Below are 16,797 nucleotides of genomic sequence, written 5' to 3'. Positions count from 1 at the left end.
TCAGTCGGCCAGCCCGTGCTCGGCGACGTAGGCCTCCATCCGTCGGTCCGGCACCAGCCACATCGCGGCGACGGCCGCGTAGAAGACCAGCGCCAGCCAGCCGGCCAGGAAGGCCGAGCCGATCCCGGCGAGGTAGAGCAAGGGGGAGACCTTGCCCTTCACGTCGCGCCCGATCGCCTCGGCGAACGGCCCGTCCGGTCCCTCGGCACGCTTGATGGCCAGCACGAGGACGTAGTAGGCCAGCGCCGCCGCCAGCAGGTTGACCCCGTAGACGACCAGCGGCGTCCGGGCCAGGTCGGTCTCGTCCATCCATGCGGTGGTGAACGGGTAGAGCGACAGCCAGAAGAGCAGGTGGAGGTTGGCCCACAGCACGGCGCCGTCGACGCGGCGTACGAGCTGGAACATGTGGTGGTGGTTGCTCCAGTAGATGCCGATGTAGACGAAGCTCAGCAGGTAGGTCAGGAAGCTCGTCGCCGAGCCGCCGAGGTCCTCCAGCGTCGCGCCCTCGGGGCGGTGCAGCTCGAGGACCATGATCGTGATGATGATGGCGAGGACGCCGTCGCTGAACGCCTCGAGGCGGCTGGTGCGCATGTGCGGGATTCTGTCAGGGTGCGCTCGGAGAGACTCGAACTCTCACTGGCCAGGACCTAAACCTGGTGCCTCTGCCAATTGGGCTACGAGCGCGAAGGGGTCAGTCTAGGAGGGTCGGCCGGGCGGCCACGACGCTTCACCATGAGAAGTGGGTGGAGCGACACTTCACACGGTGAACTCACCATGAGAAGTGACGGTTCGACACCTTCACATGGTGAAGCGGCGTCGCCAGCCCCGGCGCACCGATCAGGCGTCGAGCCCCAGGTCGCGCCGCAGCTTGGCGACGTGGCCGGTGGCCTTGACGTTGTACTGCGCGAGCTCGACCTTGCCCTCCTCGTCGACGACGAAGGTGGACCGGATGACGCCCTCGACGACCTTGCCGTAGAGCTTCTTCTCGCCGAAGGCGGCGTACGACGTCATCACCGACTTGTCGGTGTCGGCGAGCAGGGTGATGGACAGGCCGTCGCGGTCGCGGAACTTCGCGAGCTTCTCCGGCTTGTCGGGGGAGATGCCGAGCACCTCGTAGCCGGCGCCACGCAGCGACTCCAGCGACTCGGTGAAGTCGCAGGCCTGCTTGGTGCAGCCCGGGGTCATGGCGGCGGGGTAGAAGTAGACGATCACCTTGCGACCGCGCAGACCGGACAGCGAGACCTCGTTGCCCTGGTCGTCGGGGAGGGTGAAGTCGGGGGCGATGTCACCGGCAGAGAGACGATCCATGACCGGCACCCTAGGACACGACCGCGCATTGATAGCCTGCGCGGGTGACCAAGGAGATGTCGGACCTCGAGCGCGAGATCGAAGAGACCCGCGAGCGACTGGCGACCACGATCGACCAGTTGCTCTACCGCTCGCACCCGAAGACGATCGTGAGCCGCGAGGTGGGTGCGATCAAGGCCCACTACGTCGACCAGCAGACCGGTCAGCCGCGCACCGACAACATCCTCAAGACCGTCGGCGGTGTCGTCGGCGTCGTCGTGCTGTTCGCGGTCATCCGCAAGATCGCCCGCTGAACCCCCGCGCGCCCCGCCTCATGACCGACAAGACCCCCATCAAGATGCTCCACGACCGCGTCCTGGTCGAGCTCGACAAGGATGCGGGGGAGCGCCGGTCGTCGGGCGGCATCGTCATCCCGGCCACCGCCGCCATGGGCGCTCGCCGCCTGTCGTGGTCGAAGGTCATCGCCGTCGGCCCGCACGCGCGGGCCGTCGAGGTCGGTGACCGGGTGCTGTTCGACGCCGAGGACAAGGCCGAGGTCGAGGTCAACGGTGAGCTGTACGTCGTCATGCGCGAGCGCGACGTGCACGCCGTCGCCGCCGACCGGCTCGCCGACGAGTCGACGGGCCTCTACCTCTGACGCTCGGTTAACGAGCCATAACCTCACCCGGCGGTGCCCGTTGGGTAGAACATGTTCCTCTCCCGCCTGACCGCCCTGCCCGTGCTGGCAGTGGTCGCGTCCCTGGCCCCGCTCGGGGCCACCGCCAGCCCGATGGCCTCCGCCGAGCCCGCCGCCGCCTCCGGAGCCCGCGCCGGCCACGCGCCGTACGAGGCGACCATCCGGACCACCAGGCACGGCATCCCGCACATCACCGCCGACAACTTCGGCTCGCTCGGCTTCGGCAGCGGGTACGCCGCGGCCAGCGCCTCGGTGTGCACCCTCGCCGACACCCTGATCACCGCACGCGGCCAGCGGTCGAAGTGGTTCGGCCCCGACGGCACCTACAACGACCAGGTCACCCTCGACGCCTCCAACCTCCAGGTCGACGCGTTCGTCGCGGACCTGCACCAGCGCCACGTCGTCGAGAAGCTGCTCGCGGACAAGGTCCGGGGGCCGGGGCAGCAGGCCCGGGCGATGGTCCGGGGCTACACCGCGGGCGTCAACAAGTACCTCGCGAAGGTCGGCCCGAGCGGCGTGACCGACCCGGCCTGTCACGGCAAGAAGTACCTCGAGCAGCGGGCCCGCCCGATCGACCTCTGGTACGGCGTCTACCTGGCCAACCTGCTGGCCTCGAGCGGCGTGTTCGTCAAGGAGATCGTCGACGCCGACCCGCCGGCACCGGACGACCCGGGCATCCCCAACCCGACCGCGGCCGCCGTCGACCGCGACCGGCTGCTCGCGGGGCTCGGCAAGGATCCCGAGAGCCCGTTCGGCTCCAACGCGACCGCCATCGGCGGCGACGCGACCACGACCGGCAAGGGGATGCTGCTGGGCAACCCGCACTTCCCGTGGCGCGGCCGTTACCACTTCACCGAGCAGCAGCTGACGATCCCCGGCCACTACGACGTGGCCGGCGCCTCGCTGATCGGCTCGCCGGTCGTCAACATCGGGTGGAACAAGAACGTCGCCTGGAGCCACACGGTCTCCACGGCCTACCGGTTCACCCCCTACGAGTACCGCTCGGCCGGCCCCACGTCGTACGTCACGGACGCCGGGCCGCAGGACCTCATGCACGACGACGTCACCGTCACCGTCCGCAAGTCCGACGGCACGCTCGGCAAGGTCAAGGAGGACGTCTACCGGACCCCCGAGGGCTTCGTCATCGACGCTCCGGCGTTGCTGATGCCGTGGTCGGCCACGAGCGTGTGGGCGATCCGCGACGCCAACGGCGAGCAGCTGCGCACGATCGACACGTTCCTGGACATGGGCAAGGCCCGCAACGTGCGTGACCTGATCAGGCGCCAGGACGCCGGCGGCGGCATGCCGTGGGTCAACACGACCGCCGCCGACCGCTTCGGCGATGCCCTGTACGCCGACCACTCGGTCGTGCCGAACGTGCCGGACGCCGTCGCCGATGCCTGCATGACGCCGACCGGACGCATCCTCGACCAGCTGGCCGGCCTGCCCGGGCTCGACGGCACCCGTGCCGACTCCGACTGCGCATGGGGCACCGACGTCGACGCCGAGCGCCCGGGGATCTTCGGGCCGAAGAACCTCCCGATGGAGGTCCGGCGCGACTGGGTCATGAACGCCAACGACTCCTACTGGTTGCCCAACCCGGCCCAGCCGATCGAGGGGTACGCCGGGATCATCGGCTGTGAGCGCTGCGAGCGGACGATGCGCACCCGGATGGTCTCCCACTACGTCCTGGACCGTCTCGCGGCGGGCAAGAAGGAGTCCCCGCGCAGCCTGCGTGGTCACGAGCACGAGAACCGGGTGATGGCTGGCGAGGTGATGCGGGCCAACGGCGACCTCGACACGCTCTGCTCGGCGACGGGGGAGACCGAGGCCTGCCAGGCCCTGCACGACTGGGACGGGCACTCGAACATCGACTCCCGGGGCTACGCGATCTTCGAGGAGTTCATCGCGCGGCTCCCCGCCCAGGGGGTCTGGCTGACGCCCTTCGACGCGAGCGACCCGTTGAACACCCCGCGCGACCTCAACGTCGCCAACCCGCAGCTCGTCCAGGCGATGAGCGACGCGATCGCGGCGCTGCGCGACAAGGGCATCGCGTTCGACGCCACGTGGGGCTCGCTCCAGGTGGCAGGGGACCGGGGCGCCCCGGCCATCCCGCTCGGCGGCGGCACCGGCGACGCGGCGGGCAACGCCAACGCGCTGGCCTCCCGTTGGGCGCTGCAGAACAAGGACCACTACCGGCCCATCACCTACGGCTCCTCGCACATCCAGGCCGTCGCGTTCCTGTCGGGCGGCCGGGTCGACGCCCGGACGATCCTGACCTACGGCCAGTCCGAGGACCCGACCAACCCGTGGTCGAGCGACCAGACGCGGATGTTCTCGCGCAAGCAGTGGGTGCACTTCGCGTTCACGCCGGCCGAGATCCGTCGCGACCTGCTGAGCCGGGTCACCATCCGCGGCTGAGCGACCCGCGCCGACGGCGAAATGAACGAAGGCCGGCTCCCCCCGGGCCGGCCTTCGTTCGTTCGTGGAGGTCAGAACACCTTGACGGTGAACGCCTTCGTCGTGGTGCCGGTGATCCCGGAGTTGGACGGGACCGCCAGGCGGTACTGGAAGGTGCCCTTCCGGGTCTGCTTCGGGAAGGTGACCCGGGCGTCGACCGCGTCGGTGACGACGGTCTTGACGTCGACCCAGCGGCCGGCGACCAGCGTCTGGAGGATCACCGGGGCGTCGTCGGCCTGCTCGAGGACCACGTTGTCGGTCGGGGCCGAGGAGCCGCGGGGGACCGAGACGGTCGCGGTGCGGAAGTCCGAGATCACCGTGCGGCCGACCGGCTTGCCGTCGACGATCGTGCACTCGACCGAGCCCTGCCAGTGGTAGTTGGTGCCGCCGACCTGGGTCCACACCACGCGGTACGACGTGACGCCGGCGGGCCAGCTCGGGTGGGTCAGGTAGCCGAAGTCGGTGGTGCCGCCCCAGAAGCCGGTGTTGTTGTGGAAGTTCAGGTTGACCTGGCCAACGTTGGTCTCCAGGCGGACGTTGACGTCGTTGGCCTGGCCGTCGGGGATGTCGGCCGGGTAGTCCACGCCCAGCGCCGCGCAGCCGGGGTCGGCGTAGGTCCAGTCCCAGTCGAACGGCTTGGTCGGCTGGCCCGGGTCGGTGGTGTCGCCCGGGTCGGTCGGGTCGGTGGTGTCGCCCGGGTCCGTCGGGTCGGTGGTGTCGCCCGGGTCCGTCGGGTCGGTGGTGTCGCCCGGGTCCGTCGGGTCCGTGGTGTCGCCAGGATCGGTCGGGTCGGTCGTGGTGTCGTCGCAGCCCTGGACCCAGAAGACCTTCGACTTCTTGTCCGCGCCGTTGGAGCCGGGGGTGTTCACGGTCATCTTCACGTGGAAGCCCTGCTGCGCCTGCGGGGTGCCGACGAAGTGCAGCGTGTAGGTCTCGCGGCCGTCCAGGCCGGCCAGGCTGCCGCCACCGGAGGCGTCGTCGGCGCCGACGAAGACCTTGGTCTGGCCGTCGACGGTCAGCTTGGCGTCGGCGGTCGGGGCCCAGCTCTCGAACGTGACGTCGGAGATGATGTCCGAGCCCTTGTCGAAGCCGTACCACTCGACGATGAAGGTGCAGCCGACGTGCGGGTTGTTCTCGTTGGCGTCCGCGTCGGTGCCGTCGATCTTGACGGTGCCGTTGTTGCCCGCGGGGTTGCCCGCGAAGGCGGCGGTCGGGGCCAGCAGGCCGGCGGTGGCCAGGCCGGCCAGGGCGGCGAGGGAGGCGAGTCGAGTGCGCATGAGGGGACTCTGACACCGGAGATCCGCCTCAAGACGGTTCCAGATCCAACCTTCAACAGCTCTTGAGGAAACCTTCGGTTCCGGGTCCGAAACGCAAGGAACCGGCCCCGAGGGGCCGGTTCCTCACGTGTCGTCGTCGCGGCGGCGCCGCGCTCCGCTCAGCGCACCCGCACCGTGAACGCGCCGGTCGTGGCGCCGGTGATGTCCTGCGTCTCGGGCACCGCCAGGCGGAACTTGTAGGTGCCCGCCCGGGTCAGCTTCGGGAACGTCACGCGCGCGTCGGTGGCGTCGGTGGTGACCGTCGTGACGCTGGTCCAGCGGCCGCTCACGAGGCGCTGGAGCACGACGGGGGCGCCATCGGCCTGGGCGAGGTCCACGGTGTCCGCGGACGGGGCGCTGCCCCGCCCGATCGTCACCGTGCTGGTGCGCCACCCGGTGATCTGGGTGACCGCCTGGACCTGGTCGTCGGTGGTCGGGTCGCCGTCGCTGTTGATGCGGCAGGGCACCGAGCCCGTCCAGTGGTAGTTCGTGCCCGCGACCTGGGTCCACACGACGCGGTACGACGTCGTGCCGGCCGGCCACCCCGGGTGGGAGAGGTAGTCGAACGAGTGGGTGTTGCCGTTGTCGTTGAAGAAGCCTTCGTTGTCGTGGAAGTTCAGCGTGAACTCGCCGGTGTCGGTGACGATCCGGACGTTCACGTCGTTGGCCTGGTTGTCCGGCAGGTCGGACGGGTAGGTCACGGTGAGCGCGGTGCAGCTCGGGTCGTCGTAGCGCCAGTCCCAGTTGAAGTGGGTCGGGTCGCCGGAGTCGGGCGAGAACGTGCCGATCGAGGCCTGCGCTGCAGCAGTCACCGGAGAGCCCGTGGCCGGCGTGGCCGTGCTCGTCGCGTGGTTGACCACCGAGCCGGAGCCCACGTCGCCGGCGGTCGTGAGGTACGTCGCGACCGGCAGCTCGGGGCAGCGGGTCGTCTCACCGGCGGGCAGCGAGGCGACGCAGAGGGCGCCGTTCTTGAGTGCGGGGATCATCGCGTCGGTGACCCGGACGTTGCTCAGGGCGACGTCGCCGGTGTTGGTGACGGTGAACGAGTAGGTCAGCTGCTCGCCCGCCGCCGCCAGGTTGTCGGCGTCGTCGGAGTCGGCCACGGACTTGGTCATCTTCATCGCCGCGGTGCCCGGGGGCGGCGGCGTGCTCGACTTCGTCGGGATGGTGACCGAGTCCGTCGAGGTGACCGGGGAGCCCTTGGCCGGGTTGCCCGTCACGGTGGCGGTGTTGACCACGGCACCGTTGGCCACGTCGGAGGCGGAGGTGACGTACGTCGTCGCCGGCAGCGCCGGGCACGTGGTCGTCTCGCCCGCCGCCAGGCTGGCGACGCACGCGGCGCCGCCGGCCAGGGCCGGGATCAGGTTGTCGGTGATCCGCACGTCGGTGAGCGGGACGTCGCCGGTGTTGGTGACGGTGAAGGAGTAGGTCAGCGTCTCGCCCTCGGAGGCCAGGCTGTCGGCGTCGGGGGAGTCCGCGACGTCCTTGTCCAGCCTGATCGACGGGTGGGTGACCGGGGTCTTCATGGTGCCGATGGTGGCGGTGGCGCTCGACGTGACCTTGTCGCCGGTGGGCGGGGTCGCCGTGGTGGTCGCGGTGTTGGTCAGCGTGCGGTGGGTGACCTCCTCGGCGGTGACCCGGTGGGTCGCGGTCGGGAGGGCCGGGCAGCTGGTCGTCGCCCCGACGGCCAGGGTCGCGACACAGGCGCCACCGCCGGCCAGTGCGGGGATCATCGGGTCGGTGACGACCACGTCGGTGAGGGGGACGTTGCCGGTGTTGGTGACCGTGAACGTGTAGGTCAGGACCTCGTCCTCGGATGCCAGGGAGTCGGCGTCGTCGGAGTCGGCCACGACCTTGGTCATCGAGATCGCCGGGTTGGCCGGCGTGGCGATGGTCGCGGTCGCCGTGGTCGAGACGGCCTGGCCGCGGGGGCCGGTGCCGCTGCCGGTCGCGGTGTTGTCGACCGAGCCTCGAGCGATGTCGTCGGCGTTCACGGTGTGCTGGGCCGCGACTCCGGAGCAGGTCGTGGAGGCGTTGACGGCCAGCGTCGTCGCGCACACCACGCCGTCCTTGAGGGCGGGGATCATGGGGTCGGTGAGCGTGACGTTGCTGAGGGGGGCGTTGCCGGTGTTGGTGATGCGGAAGGTGTAGGTCAGCACCTCGCCCAGCGACCCGATGGAGTCCACGTCGTTGGAGTCCTTGACCGTCTTGGTCATCCGCAGGGCGGGCAGGGCCGGGGTCGAGATGGTGGCGGTGGCGGTCGAGGTGACCGCGGCGCCGCTCGGCGGAGCCGCGCTGCCGGTGGCGGTGTTGTCCACGGAGCCCGCCGCGATGTCGTCGGCGGTGACCGTGTGGGTCGCCACGGCGAGCTGCGGGCACGACGTGGTGGCGCCCACGGCCAGGTTGGCGGCGCAGAGGCCGCCGTTCTTGAGTGCGGGGATCATCGGGTCCGTGATCTTCACGTTGGTCAGCGGCACGTTGCCGGTGTTCCTCACCGTGAAGGAGTAGGTCAGCACCTCGTTCAGGGAGCCGATCGCGTCGGCGTCGTCGGAGTCACGGACCGACTTGGTCAGCGAGATCGACGGGGCCGAGGGGCGGGTGCCGATGCTGGCCTGCGCGGCGGCGGTGACCGGTGACCCGCTGGGCGGGGTGGCTGAGCTCGTCGCGGTGTTGACGAGGATGCCGCTGGCCGCCTCGGGTCCGGTGGTGACGTGGGTGGCAGCGGGCAGCGAGGGGCACGTGGTGGTCTCGCCGACCGCAAGGCTGGACACGCACAGCGCGCCGCTCGCCAGGGCGGGGATCATCGCGTCCTTGACGGTCACGTTGGTCAGCGGCACGTTGCCGGTGTTCTTGACCGTGAAGGAGTAGGTGAGGGTCTCGCCCTCGGACGCGACGGTGTCGGCGTCGTCGGAGTCGCGGACCGACTTGGTCATCGTGATGGCCGGGGCGGCCGGGCTGGCGATCGTCGCACTGGCAGTGGTGCTCGGGGCGGCGCCGTTGCCCGGCGTCGCGGTCGCCGAGGCCGTGTTGGGGACGGACCCGTTGGCGACGTCGTCAGCCGTGACGACGTGGGTGGCGGCCGGGAGCGACGTACAGGTCGAGGTCGCGCCCACGGCGAGGCTGCCCAGGCAGGTGGCCCCGTTGGCCAGTGCCGGGATCTTCTTGTCCGTGACGACGACGTTGGTGAGCGGCACGTTGCCGGTGTTGGTGACCGAGAAGGTGTAGGTGAGGGTCTCGCCGAGGGAGCCGATGGTGTCGGCGTCGTCGGAGTCACGCACCGTCTTGGTCAGCTTGAGGGCCGGCGTCGCGGGCGTGGAGATCGTGGCGCTCGCCGTCGTCGAGAGCGGGGAGCCCAGCGGCGGGTTGGCGGACCCCGTCGCCGTGTTGACCACGGAGCCGCGCGCGATGTCGTTGTCGGTCACGACGTGGGTGGCGTCGGGGAAGTTGCAGCTCGCCGTGGCGCCGACGGCGAGGGTGGTGGCGCAGGTCGTGGCGGTGCGCAGCGAGGGGATCTGGGCGTCGAGGACCTTGACGTTGGTGAGCGGCACGTTGCCGGTGTTGGTGACCGAGAAGGCGTAGGTGAGGGTCTCGCCGAGCGAGCCGATGCTGTCCGCGTCGTCGGAGTCGGCGACCGTCTTCGTCAGCGTCATCGCCGGCGCGGCCTGGGCGCAGCCGGTGACCCAGAAGACCTTCGACTTGGTGTCGGTGCCGTTGGAGCCGGGCGTGCTGGTCGTCATCTTGACGTGGTAGCCCTGCTGCGGGTGGGGGGCGCCGTAGAAGCTGAGCGTGTACTTCTCCACGCCGTCGAGGTCCTGGCCGCCGCCCGCGGCGTCGGCGCCGACGAACTTCCGGCTGTCGCCGTCGACCGACAGGGCGACGTCACCCGTGGGCGACTGCATCTCGAACGTCACCGTCGAGACGATGTCGGAGCCCTTGTCGAAGTTGTACCACTCGACGTTGAAGGCGCAGCCGACGTGCGGGTCGTTGTCCTTGCTGGCCTCGACGTCGGCGCCGTCGATCTTGACGGTGCCGTTGTTGCCGTTGCCGGTGCCCGCCCACGCCGTGGACGGCGAGAGGACGGCGACCAGCACGACCGCGAGGACGGCGAGCAGGGAGGAGAGACGTGTGCGCACGGGCGTGCCCCAATCTTTGCGCGTGCAGGGAGGACCAGGCGGAACTGTGTCACGAGGGACCGCGCTGCGGGCCGGACCTGATGCAACCTTCAAGCGCTCTTGAGGAAATCCATAGAAAGCGGCCCTGACCTGCGCGAATGGGGCGACCGGCGCCCTCTCCGGCTCAGTCCGGTACGGGGGATCCGGTGCGACCGGTGGCCACGAAGCCCAGCTCCGCGTTCTCCGCGTCCTCGAGCGGTCCGCTCGTCGGCTGCTCGTGGGTGTCGGGGATCATCGCCGCTGCGACCGCCGCGAAGACCATGGCGACACCGAGCATCGCGAAACCGACGGTGTAGCCGCGCTCGACCGGGATGCCGCTCGGCTCGAGGTGGGCGGTCACGATGCCGGCCATCACCGCGGACCCGATGGAGCCGCCGATGGTGCGGATGTTGGCGTTCATGCCCGAGGCGACACCGGTCTGCTCGCGCGGCACGGAGGCGATCACGACGCCGGCGAGACTGGAGAACACCAGGCCCGAGCCGATGCCCTGCAGGGTCGTGGCGGCGTAGAGCTGCCAGGTGGCGTCGTGGAAGAGCCCCATGGACAGGAAGGCGAGGCCGCTGAGGAAGGCGCCGGTGACGATGACCAGGCGGGCGCCGAAGACGTGGATGAGGCGGGCGGTGAAGAAGCCGACCGCGAAGCTGGCCACGGCCGAGGGGAGCAGCAGCCGGCCGGACTCGGAGATGGTGGCGTCGAAGCCGTAGCCCGCGGCCGAGGGCGTCTGCAGGAACTGCGGCAGGAAGCCGAACGCCGCGAACATGCCGAAGCCGACGAAGGCAGCCACGACGTTGGTCGTCCACACGCCGCGGCGGCGCATCATCTGCATGTCGATCATCGGCACCGGCACGCGCATCTCGACGCGCACCCACGCGACCATCACGACCACGGCGACGGCGAACAGGCCGAGGATCCGGCCCGAGGACCAGCCCCACGAGTTGCCCTCGCTCAGGCCGAGCAGCAGTGCGACCAGCCAGACGGCCAGCAGCACCGCCGGCACGACCGGCAGGCGGCTCGCCGTACGGACGGGGGACTCGGGGATGAAGAGGAGGGCGGCCGCGGCGGCCACGGCGGTGGCGATCATCGGCAGCCAGAACAGCCAGTGGTAGCCGAGCCCGTCGACGATCGGGCCGGCGATGACGATGCCTGCGCCGAACCCGACGGCGGTGAGCGAGGCGATCACGCTGAGCGCGGTGGTGACCCGCTTCGGGTCGAACTCGTCGCGGATGATGCCGAACGCGAGCGGGAGGACGCCGCCGCCGGCGCCCTGGATGACGCGGGCGGCGATCAGCCAGCCGATCGTCGGCGCGAGCGCCGCGGCCAGCGACCCGACGGCCAGCGCGGTGAGGGTGACCACGAGCATCCGCTTCTTGCCGACCACGTCGCCGACCCGGCCCAGGAGCGGGGTGCAGATCGATGCCGACAGCAGGTAGGCGGTCAGCACCCACGTCACCGTGGTCTGGTCGGTGTGGAACTCGATCTGGATGCGCGCCAGCACGGGGACGATCAGCGACTGCAGCAGCGAGAACGACGAGACGGACACCGCGAGCACCGCGAAGGTGATGCTCTGGCGCCCGCGAAGCGAGGAAGTCACGGGGGAGGGCTCCTAGGTGATTTGGTTGCGGTCGACAACCAACGGGGAGAACTCTATTCGTCGCGGCCGGATCGGAGGAATCTGGAGTCCATGGAGTCTCGGGACGACGTCGTGAAGACCTACCGCTACCTGCGGCTGGGCATGGTGCTGATGATCCTGTTCCTCGCCGCGGCGGTGCTGGTCGCGTGGGCGAAGGTCGACTTCGCCTGCCTCCAGACCTCCGTGAGTGCCTACTACTACACGCCCGCGCAGGGCGTCCTGGTCGGTTCGCTCGTCGCGATCGGGGTCGGGATGGTCGTGCTCAAGGGCGACAGCGACCTGGAGGACGTGCTGCTCAACATCGCGGGGATGATGGCCCCGGTCGTGGCGCTGGTGCCCACCCCGCACCCCGGCCGCTGCGCCTCGGTCGTGGTCGACGACGCCCAGCGCCGGGCCTCGGTGGAGAACAACGGCTGGTCGCTGATCCTGGTCGGGGCCGTCGGCCTCGCCGTGACCGCGCTGGTGCTCCGGCGGGACCGGGCGCGGGGCGACGACAACCGCCAGCACGTCCTCGGCCTCGCGGTCGCGACGGTGCTGTACGCCGGCGGCGCCGTCGCCTTCTGGGCCTGGCGGTCCGGCATCCTCCGCTTCGGCCACTACGCGGCGGCGATCGTGATGTTCGCCTGCATCATCGGAGTGGTCTGGGGCAACGCGCGCCGCAGCGCGGGGTCGCCGTCGATGCAGGAGGCCGCCCGGACCTGGTACGGCGCCATCGCCGGGCTGATGCTCGCGAGCCTGCTGGTCTGGGCGGTGCTGGCCCTAGCCGGCGTGGATCATGCGCTGCTGGTGCTGGAGATCCTGCTCATCGGCCTCTTCGCGTGGTTCTGGGCGATCCAGACCCGCGAGCGCTGGCACGGCACCGGTCTCGACGGGCCGTGAGGCGCGCGCGCCGATCCGCTCGGCGCCGACCCCGGCAGTGACGACGAAGGCCATCCCGACGAGCGCCAGCATGTCCGGCCGCTGGCCGAGCAGCACGAGCCCGACCACCAGGGCGATCGCGGGCTCGAGGCTCATCAGGGTCCCGAACGCCGCCGTGTCGAGCCGACGCAGCGCCAGCATCTCCAGGCTGAAGGGCACCACCGGCAGGAGCAGCGCCAGGCCGAGGCCCACGAGCAGGATGCTGGGCTCGATCGACTCCACGACCCGCGGCCCGGCGACCACCGTCGAGACGAGTCCGGCCACTGGCAGCGAGATCGCGAGCCCCTGCAGGCCCTCGAGCTCGTCGCCCACCGCCTGGGTCAGCAGGATGTACGCCGCCCAGCAGGCCGCCGCGGCCAGCGCGAAGGCGATGCCGACCGGGTCGGTCCCGCCGTGCCACGGCTGGGTCAGGAGCAGTACGCCGATCGCCGCCAGCGCCGGCCACGCGAGGGCCCGGCCACCGCGGCCGCGCGCGACCGCGACGCCCAACGGGCCGAGGAACTCGAGGGCGCTCGCCGTGCCGAGCGGGATCCGGGCGACCGCAGCCATGAAGAGGATCGTCAGCCCGCCGGTCACGACGCCGAGCAGCACCGCGCCGCGGAGGGCACGCCGCGACATGGTCCACGGGCGGGGCCGCAGCACGAGCAGCACGATCACGCCGGCCCACGACAGGCGCAGCCAGGCCGCGCCCTCGGCGCCGACCCGGTCGAGCAGGCCGACCGAGGCCGCGAGCCCGAGCTGCACGCAGGTCATCGACGCCAGCGCCAGCAGGGCGCCGGTGGGGGCGGGACGTCCGGAGGTGTGGGTGATGGCGGTGGTCATGGGTCCAGTAGAGCCGTCACTGATCGTTCGCGTCCACGTGAGATCGATGGACAGATCGTTCATCTATCGTGAACGATGTCGCCATGGACCCGCGCCGCCTCGAGCTCCTGCTCCACCTGTCCCGCCTCGGGTCGATGCGCGAGGTGGCCGACACCCTCGGGGTGACCACCTCGACGGTCTCCCAGCAGATCGCCGCCCTCGCCCGGGAGGCCGGCACCCCGCTGCTGGAGCACGAGGGCCGCCGGGTGCGGCTGACGCCGGCAGGCCGTCGGCTCGCCGACCACGCCGTCACCGTGCTGGCCGCCCTGGAGGCGGCCCGGGCCGACCTGGACCCCGACGCCCACCCGGCCGGGACCCTGCGGGTCGCGGCCTTCGCGACCAGCGTCCGCCAGTGCCTGCTGCCGGTGGTGCGGGCGCTCACCGCCGAGCACCCCGACGTCTCGCTGCGCATCCACGAGCACGAGCCGGCCGAGGCGTTCGACCTGCTCACCGCGGACGACGTCGACCTGGCCCTGACCTACGACTACAACCTCGCCCCCGCGTCGTTCGACCGCTCGCTCGTGGCGCAGCCGCTGGGATCGGCGGGCTGGGACCTCGGCGTCCCGGCCGCCCACCGCGCGTCGGGGATCTCCCTCGACGTCCTGGCGTCGGTCCGCGAGCGGGACTGGATCGTCAACTCCCGCAACACCGCCGACGAGGAGGTGGTGCGCACGCTCGCCTCCCTGGCCGGCTTCTCACCCCGCGTCGTCCATCGCGCCGACAGCCTGGAGCTCGTGCAGGACATGATCGTCGCCGGCCTCGGGGTCGGGCTGCTCCCGGCGGGCCAGCCGGTGCTCCCCGGCGTACGCCTGCTCGCCCTGCGCGACCCCGACGTCACGCTGCGCGCGTACGCCGTGACCCGGGCCGGCCGCGGTGGCTGGCCACCCCTCGCCCTGGTGCTCCGCCTGCTCGAGGAGCACCCGCTCGCCTGACGGCCCCCAGATCGGGGAAATCGTCCGCTCACCGGTCGGACGGTGACGAATCCTGCCTACGTTTCGGCCATGACCGTTCTCCTTCGTGCCGCCGCTGCGGTCGCCGTCCTCGCCCTCGTCGCTCCCGCTGCCCCGGCCAGTGCCGGGAGCTCGCCGCGGCTCAACGGGCACTGGGTCGTGAAGACCAAGATCACCTACGACAAGAACAGCCCGAGCAACGTCGGGTCCGTGGCCAAGAAGCGTTGGTCGTTCACCGCGCAGTGCGACGCACCCGAGGCGTGCGCCACGACCCTGGTCCGGCCCCGCAACACCGGCCACCCCAAGACGGTCACGACGGTGCTGCACCCGGACGGCTCGCAGTACGCGGGAACGCAGGTCTACAAGTCGGCCTGCTTCCTCTACAGCGGCGGGATCGTGGAGAAGGCCTACACGATCACCGAGAAGACGACCATCAACGTGACCAAGACCGACGCCAACAACGCCGCCACCGCGTTCGGCGGCAAGCTGGTGCTGCTCTTCGCGCCGACGACGGCCGGGAAGAACCACAACTGCCACGCCGACAAGATCGTGCTCAAGCTGCACAGTGTCTGAGTGCACAGTGCCTGAGTCCTGCGCCGCCGGACTCAGGAGTGGTGCTCGCAGCTTATGCGGCGGTCGGACACGCCACCGTCGCAGTAGTCCTGTCCTGATCCCCCGTTCATCGTGTCGGCGCCGGGACCGCCGATGAGGAAGTCCTGGGCACCACGACCGGTCAGGATGTCCTCGCCCCGGAGGCCGCTGAGCCCGTTGGAGGCGCCGTCACCGCGCAGCACGTCCGGATAGCGGCTGCCTGTCACCCAGTCCACGTTCGTGATGCGGTCCCGGCCCTGCCCGGTCGCGACCCCCGTCGCCAGATCGACCACGACCCCACGCGTCGAGCGCCGGTACGACACCTCGTCGTTCGGCACCGAGTTCCCGGACACCCGGTCGCGGCCCGGCCCGGGTGTGAACAGGGCCTTGAGAACGGGGGCCCGCAGTGTGTCGTTGCCGGTGCCGCCGTCCACGAGGACGGTGCTCCCCACGGTCCCGGCCACGACCAGGACATCGTTGCCGGCGCCTCCGTGGAGGCTCGCCGACCCGAGGAGCCGGTCGTCGCCGGGACCGCCACGCAGCAGGTTGACGTTGTTCGATCCGCTCGGGTCGCAGATCCGGTCATCACCGCCGAGCCCGTTGATGGTGTCGTTCCCGTCCCCGCCCACGATCACGTCCGGACCCGGGGTGCCGTTGATCGTCTCCGACGCGCCGGTGCCGACGATCGTGGCGGCGCTGCCGAAGCACATGGGGGCGCCGAGCGTCGGATGGCCGCCTGCGTGCACGCTGCCTGAGCCTGGAACGACCAGCGCTGCAGCAAGGGCGAGAGCTGGCACCCTCATCGACGGCTCCTTCCGGGCGGGCCTGGTTCCATGACCTGCGAGCGGCGCCAGGCAGGTCAGGGCCTGACGACGACGAGTCCCTTCATCCCCATGTCGTCGTGGAGGGCACAGATGTAGTGGAACCGGCCGACCTTGTTGAAGGTGACGGTGAACTTCGAGCCCGGGACCATGAAGCCGGAGTGGAGGTCGCCGCCCTCGTAGTCGGTCGGGTCGCCCGAGGGCTGGAAGATGGCCGGCCCCTGGGGCTCCTCGCCGAACGTCACGGTGTGCGGGGCGCCCACCGACATCGTGTTGACGAAGTGCACCTTCTGGCCGAGGTGGATGACCACCTTGCGGTGCACGAAGCGCATCAGCATGGCCACGCCGTCGTCGGCGCCCATGAAGACGCGGTGCCGACTGCTGGCGGCCCGGGCCTGGTCCCACAGGGCGTAGCCGTCGTTGTTGATGGCGTTGGTCTGCCACTGGGCCTCGGCGTCGATGTCGGCCTGGGTGGCGGGGTAGGGGGCGCCGGCGGGCTGCACGTGCACCACGCCGCGCATCATCACGCCGTGCACCAGGCAGTAGTAGGTGAAGGTGCCCTGGTCGGGGAAGGTCAGCGAGTAGCTCGCGTAGGCGGGCACAGGCAGGGGGCCGGCGTCGGGCCCGGTGGTCAGCACGCCCGAGTTGAAGTACGACGTGCCGTCCATCGTGTCGCCACCCTGCCGCGTCACCTGCTGCGGGTCGGTCGGGTCGAGCGGAGGCAGGCTCGCTTGCGGCGTACCTCCGTCGAGGAACGTCACGGTGTGGATCTCCATCCCGTTCGCCTGCCAGGTGACCGTGTCGCCGGCGTCGATGGTGATGTCGCCGGGCAGGAAGCGTTGACCCTGGATGGCCATGTCATCGGTCTGCGACCCCACGAGCACGGTCCACGTCACGGGCGCGGGTGGTGCGCCCGCCTGTGCCGCGGTGGTCACGGCTCCGAGTCCCGCGCCCAGCGCCGCGGTCATGAGCAGGACGACGGCGACGGCGACGGTGCGCCCGGCGCGACGGGAGTGCGACAGCAGACTGATGACCATGGCATGACTCCTGGGTGGGATGCGACGGAGCGGCTCGGTGCTCTCGCCAGATCTACT

At 70.7% G+C, this 16,797-nt stretch carries 14 protein-coding genes and 1 tRNA gene; 6 read left to right on the top strand and 9 right to left on the bottom strand.

The features are described 5' to 3' along the window. The 3 genes from EJF31_RS14505 to bcp form a co-directional block, all read right to left on the bottom strand. Positions 1-591, bottom strand: a complete 591-nt coding sequence (locus tag EJF31_RS14505; RefSeq protein ID WP_125037871.1) for a TMEM175 family protein — start codon at positions 589-591, stop codon at positions 1-3. Between the two features lie 19 nt (positions 592-610). Next, positions 611-684 (bottom strand) — tRNA-Leu (locus EJF31_RS14500). Positions 685-837: 153 nt separating this feature from the next. Then, positions 838-1,308, bottom strand: a complete 471-nt coding sequence (gene bcp / locus EJF31_RS14495) for a thioredoxin-dependent thiol peroxidase (protein WP_125037870.1) — start codon at positions 1,306-1,308, stop codon at positions 838-840. A gap of 44 nt (positions 1,309-1,352) precedes the next feature. On the opposite strand from bcp, the gene EJF31_RS14490 reads away from it, so the two are divergent. From EJF31_RS14490 to EJF31_RS14480, 3 genes are read left to right on the top strand one after another with little or no spacing between them, the layout of a single operon-like run. Next, entirely contained in the window at positions 1,353-1,601 is a 249-nt protein-coding gene (locus EJF31_RS14490; protein ID WP_260430878.1) for a DUF3618 domain-containing protein, read from the top strand. 20 nt (positions 1,602-1,621) lie between these two features. After that, on the top strand, positions 1,622-1,945 hold the full coding sequence (locus EJF31_RS14485; RefSeq protein ID WP_125037869.1) for a co-chaperone GroES: 324 nt from the start codon (positions 1,622-1,624) through the stop codon (positions 1,943-1,945). 51 nt (positions 1,946-1,996) lie between these two features. Then, positions 1,997-4,405: a penicillin acylase family protein gene (locus tag EJF31_RS14480; RefSeq protein ID WP_260430877.1), complete on the top strand. Its 2,409-nt coding sequence runs from the start codon at positions 1,997-1,999 to the stop codon at positions 4,403-4,405. A 71-nt stretch (positions 4,406-4,476) separates the two neighbouring features. Here the strand turns inward: EJF31_RS14480 and EJF31_RS14475 are convergent, their stop codons facing one another. The 3 genes from EJF31_RS14475 to EJF31_RS14465 form a co-directional block, all read right to left on the bottom strand. Further along, positions 4,477-5,721, bottom strand: coding sequence for a hypothetical protein (locus EJF31_RS14475; RefSeq protein ID WP_125037868.1), 1,245 nt, complete (start codon positions 5,719-5,721; stop codon positions 4,477-4,479). 158 nt (positions 5,722-5,879) lie between these two features. Further along, on the bottom strand, positions 5,880-9,893 hold the full coding sequence (locus tag EJF31_RS14470; protein WP_125037867.1) for a DUF11 domain-containing protein: 4,014 nt from the start codon (positions 9,891-9,893) through the stop codon (positions 5,880-5,882). A 163-nt stretch (positions 9,894-10,056) separates the two neighbouring features. Continuing rightward, the gene (locus tag EJF31_RS14465) at positions 10,057-11,523 is read right to left on the bottom strand and encodes an MFS transporter (protein WP_221767589.1); all 1,467 of its coding nucleotides are present in this window, start codon (positions 11,521-11,523) and stop codon (positions 10,057-10,059) included. Between the two features lie 90 nt (positions 11,524-11,613). Between EJF31_RS14465 and EJF31_RS14460 the strand changes: the two genes are divergently transcribed. Then, on the top strand, positions 11,614-12,441 hold the full coding sequence (locus EJF31_RS14460) for a hypothetical protein (protein WP_125037866.1): 828 nt from the start codon (positions 11,614-11,616) through the stop codon (positions 12,439-12,441). On the opposite strand, the gene EJF31_RS14455 is transcribed toward EJF31_RS14460, so the two are convergent. Then, on the bottom strand, positions 12,322-13,302 hold the full coding sequence (locus EJF31_RS14455; protein ID WP_125037865.1) for a DMT family transporter: 981 nt from the start codon (positions 13,300-13,302) through the stop codon (positions 12,322-12,324). The two genes, EJF31_RS14460 and EJF31_RS14455, sit on opposite strands and share 120 nt — an antisense overlap. Before the next feature lie 83 nt (positions 13,303-13,385). Between EJF31_RS14455 and EJF31_RS14450 the strand changes: the two genes are divergently transcribed. Both EJF31_RS14450 and EJF31_RS14445 read left to right on the top strand, forming a co-directional pair. Beyond that, positions 13,386-14,273, top strand: coding sequence for a LysR family transcriptional regulator (locus EJF31_RS14450; protein ID WP_125037864.1), 888 nt, complete (start codon positions 13,386-13,388; stop codon positions 14,271-14,273). Positions 14,274-14,342: 69 nt separating this feature from the next. Then, positions 14,343-14,864, top strand: a complete 522-nt coding sequence (locus tag EJF31_RS14445; protein WP_125037863.1) for a hypothetical protein — start codon at positions 14,343-14,345, stop codon at positions 14,862-14,864. A gap of 32 nt (positions 14,865-14,896) precedes the next feature. Here the strand turns inward: EJF31_RS14445 and EJF31_RS14440 are convergent, their stop codons facing one another. Further along, the gene (locus tag EJF31_RS14440; protein ID WP_125037862.1) at positions 14,897-15,685 is read right to left on the bottom strand and encodes a calcium-binding protein; all 789 of its coding nucleotides are present in this window, start codon (positions 15,683-15,685) and stop codon (positions 14,897-14,899) included. 56 nt (positions 15,686-15,741) lie between these two features. After that, positions 15,742-16,740 carry a plastocyanin/azurin family copper-binding protein gene (locus EJF31_RS14435; RefSeq protein WP_221767588.1) on the bottom strand — a complete coding sequence of 333 codons (999 nt, stop codon included), beginning with the start codon at positions 16,738-16,740 and terminating at the stop codon, positions 15,742-15,744. Positions 16,741-16,797 lie beyond the last annotated feature (57 nt).

This window comes from Nocardioides sp. LS1 (assembly GCF_003865225.1).
In the GTDB taxonomy this organism is placed as follows: domain Bacteria; phylum Actinomycetota; class Actinomycetes; order Propionibacteriales; family Nocardioidaceae; genus Nocardioides; species Nocardioides ginsengisegetis.
The sequence above is the reverse complement of the archived record's forward strand: the minus strand, read 5'-3'. Positions and strand labels throughout refer to the sequence as shown.

Bases quoted from the DNA above. Each gene is read 5' to 3' on its own strand.
- EJF31_RS14505 (WP_125037871.1), bottom strand. From the start codon at position 591: ATGCGCACCAGCCGCCTCGAGGCGTTCAGCGACGGCGTCCTCGCCATC.
- bcp (WP_125037870.1), bottom strand. From the start codon at position 1,308: ATGGATCGTCTCTCTGCCGGTGACATCGCCCCCGACTTCACCCTCCCC.
- EJF31_RS14485 (WP_125037869.1), top strand. From the start codon at position 1,622: ATGACCGACAAGACCCCCATCAAGATGCTCCACGACCGCGTCCTGGTC.
- EJF31_RS14480 (WP_260430877.1), top strand. From the start codon at position 1,997: ATGTTCCTCTCCCGCCTGACCGCCCTGCCCGTGCTGGCAGTGGTCGCG.
- EJF31_RS14475 (WP_125037868.1), bottom strand. From the start codon at position 5,721: ATGCGCACTCGACTCGCCTCCCTCGCCGCCCTGGCCGGCCTGGCCACC.
- EJF31_RS14460 (WP_125037866.1), top strand. From the start codon at position 11,614: ATGGAGTCTCGGGACGACGTCGTGAAGACCTACCGCTACCTGCGGCTG.
- EJF31_RS14455 (WP_125037865.1), bottom strand. From the start codon at position 13,302: ATGACCACCGCCATCACCCACACCTCCGGACGTCCCGCCCCCACCGGC.
- EJF31_RS14450 (WP_125037864.1), top strand. From the start codon at position 13,386: ATGGACCCGCGCCGCCTCGAGCTCCTGCTCCACCTGTCCCGCCTCGGG.
- EJF31_RS14445 (WP_125037863.1), top strand. From the start codon at position 14,343: ATGACCGTTCTCCTTCGTGCCGCCGCTGCGGTCGCCGTCCTCGCCCTC.
- EJF31_RS14440 (WP_125037862.1), bottom strand. From the start codon at position 15,685: ATGAGGGTGCCAGCTCTCGCCCTTGCTGCAGCGCTGGTCGTTCCAGGC.
- EJF31_RS14435 (WP_221767588.1), bottom strand. From the start codon at position 16,740: ATGGTCATCAGTCTGCTGTCGCACTCCCGTCGCGCCGGGCGCACCGTC.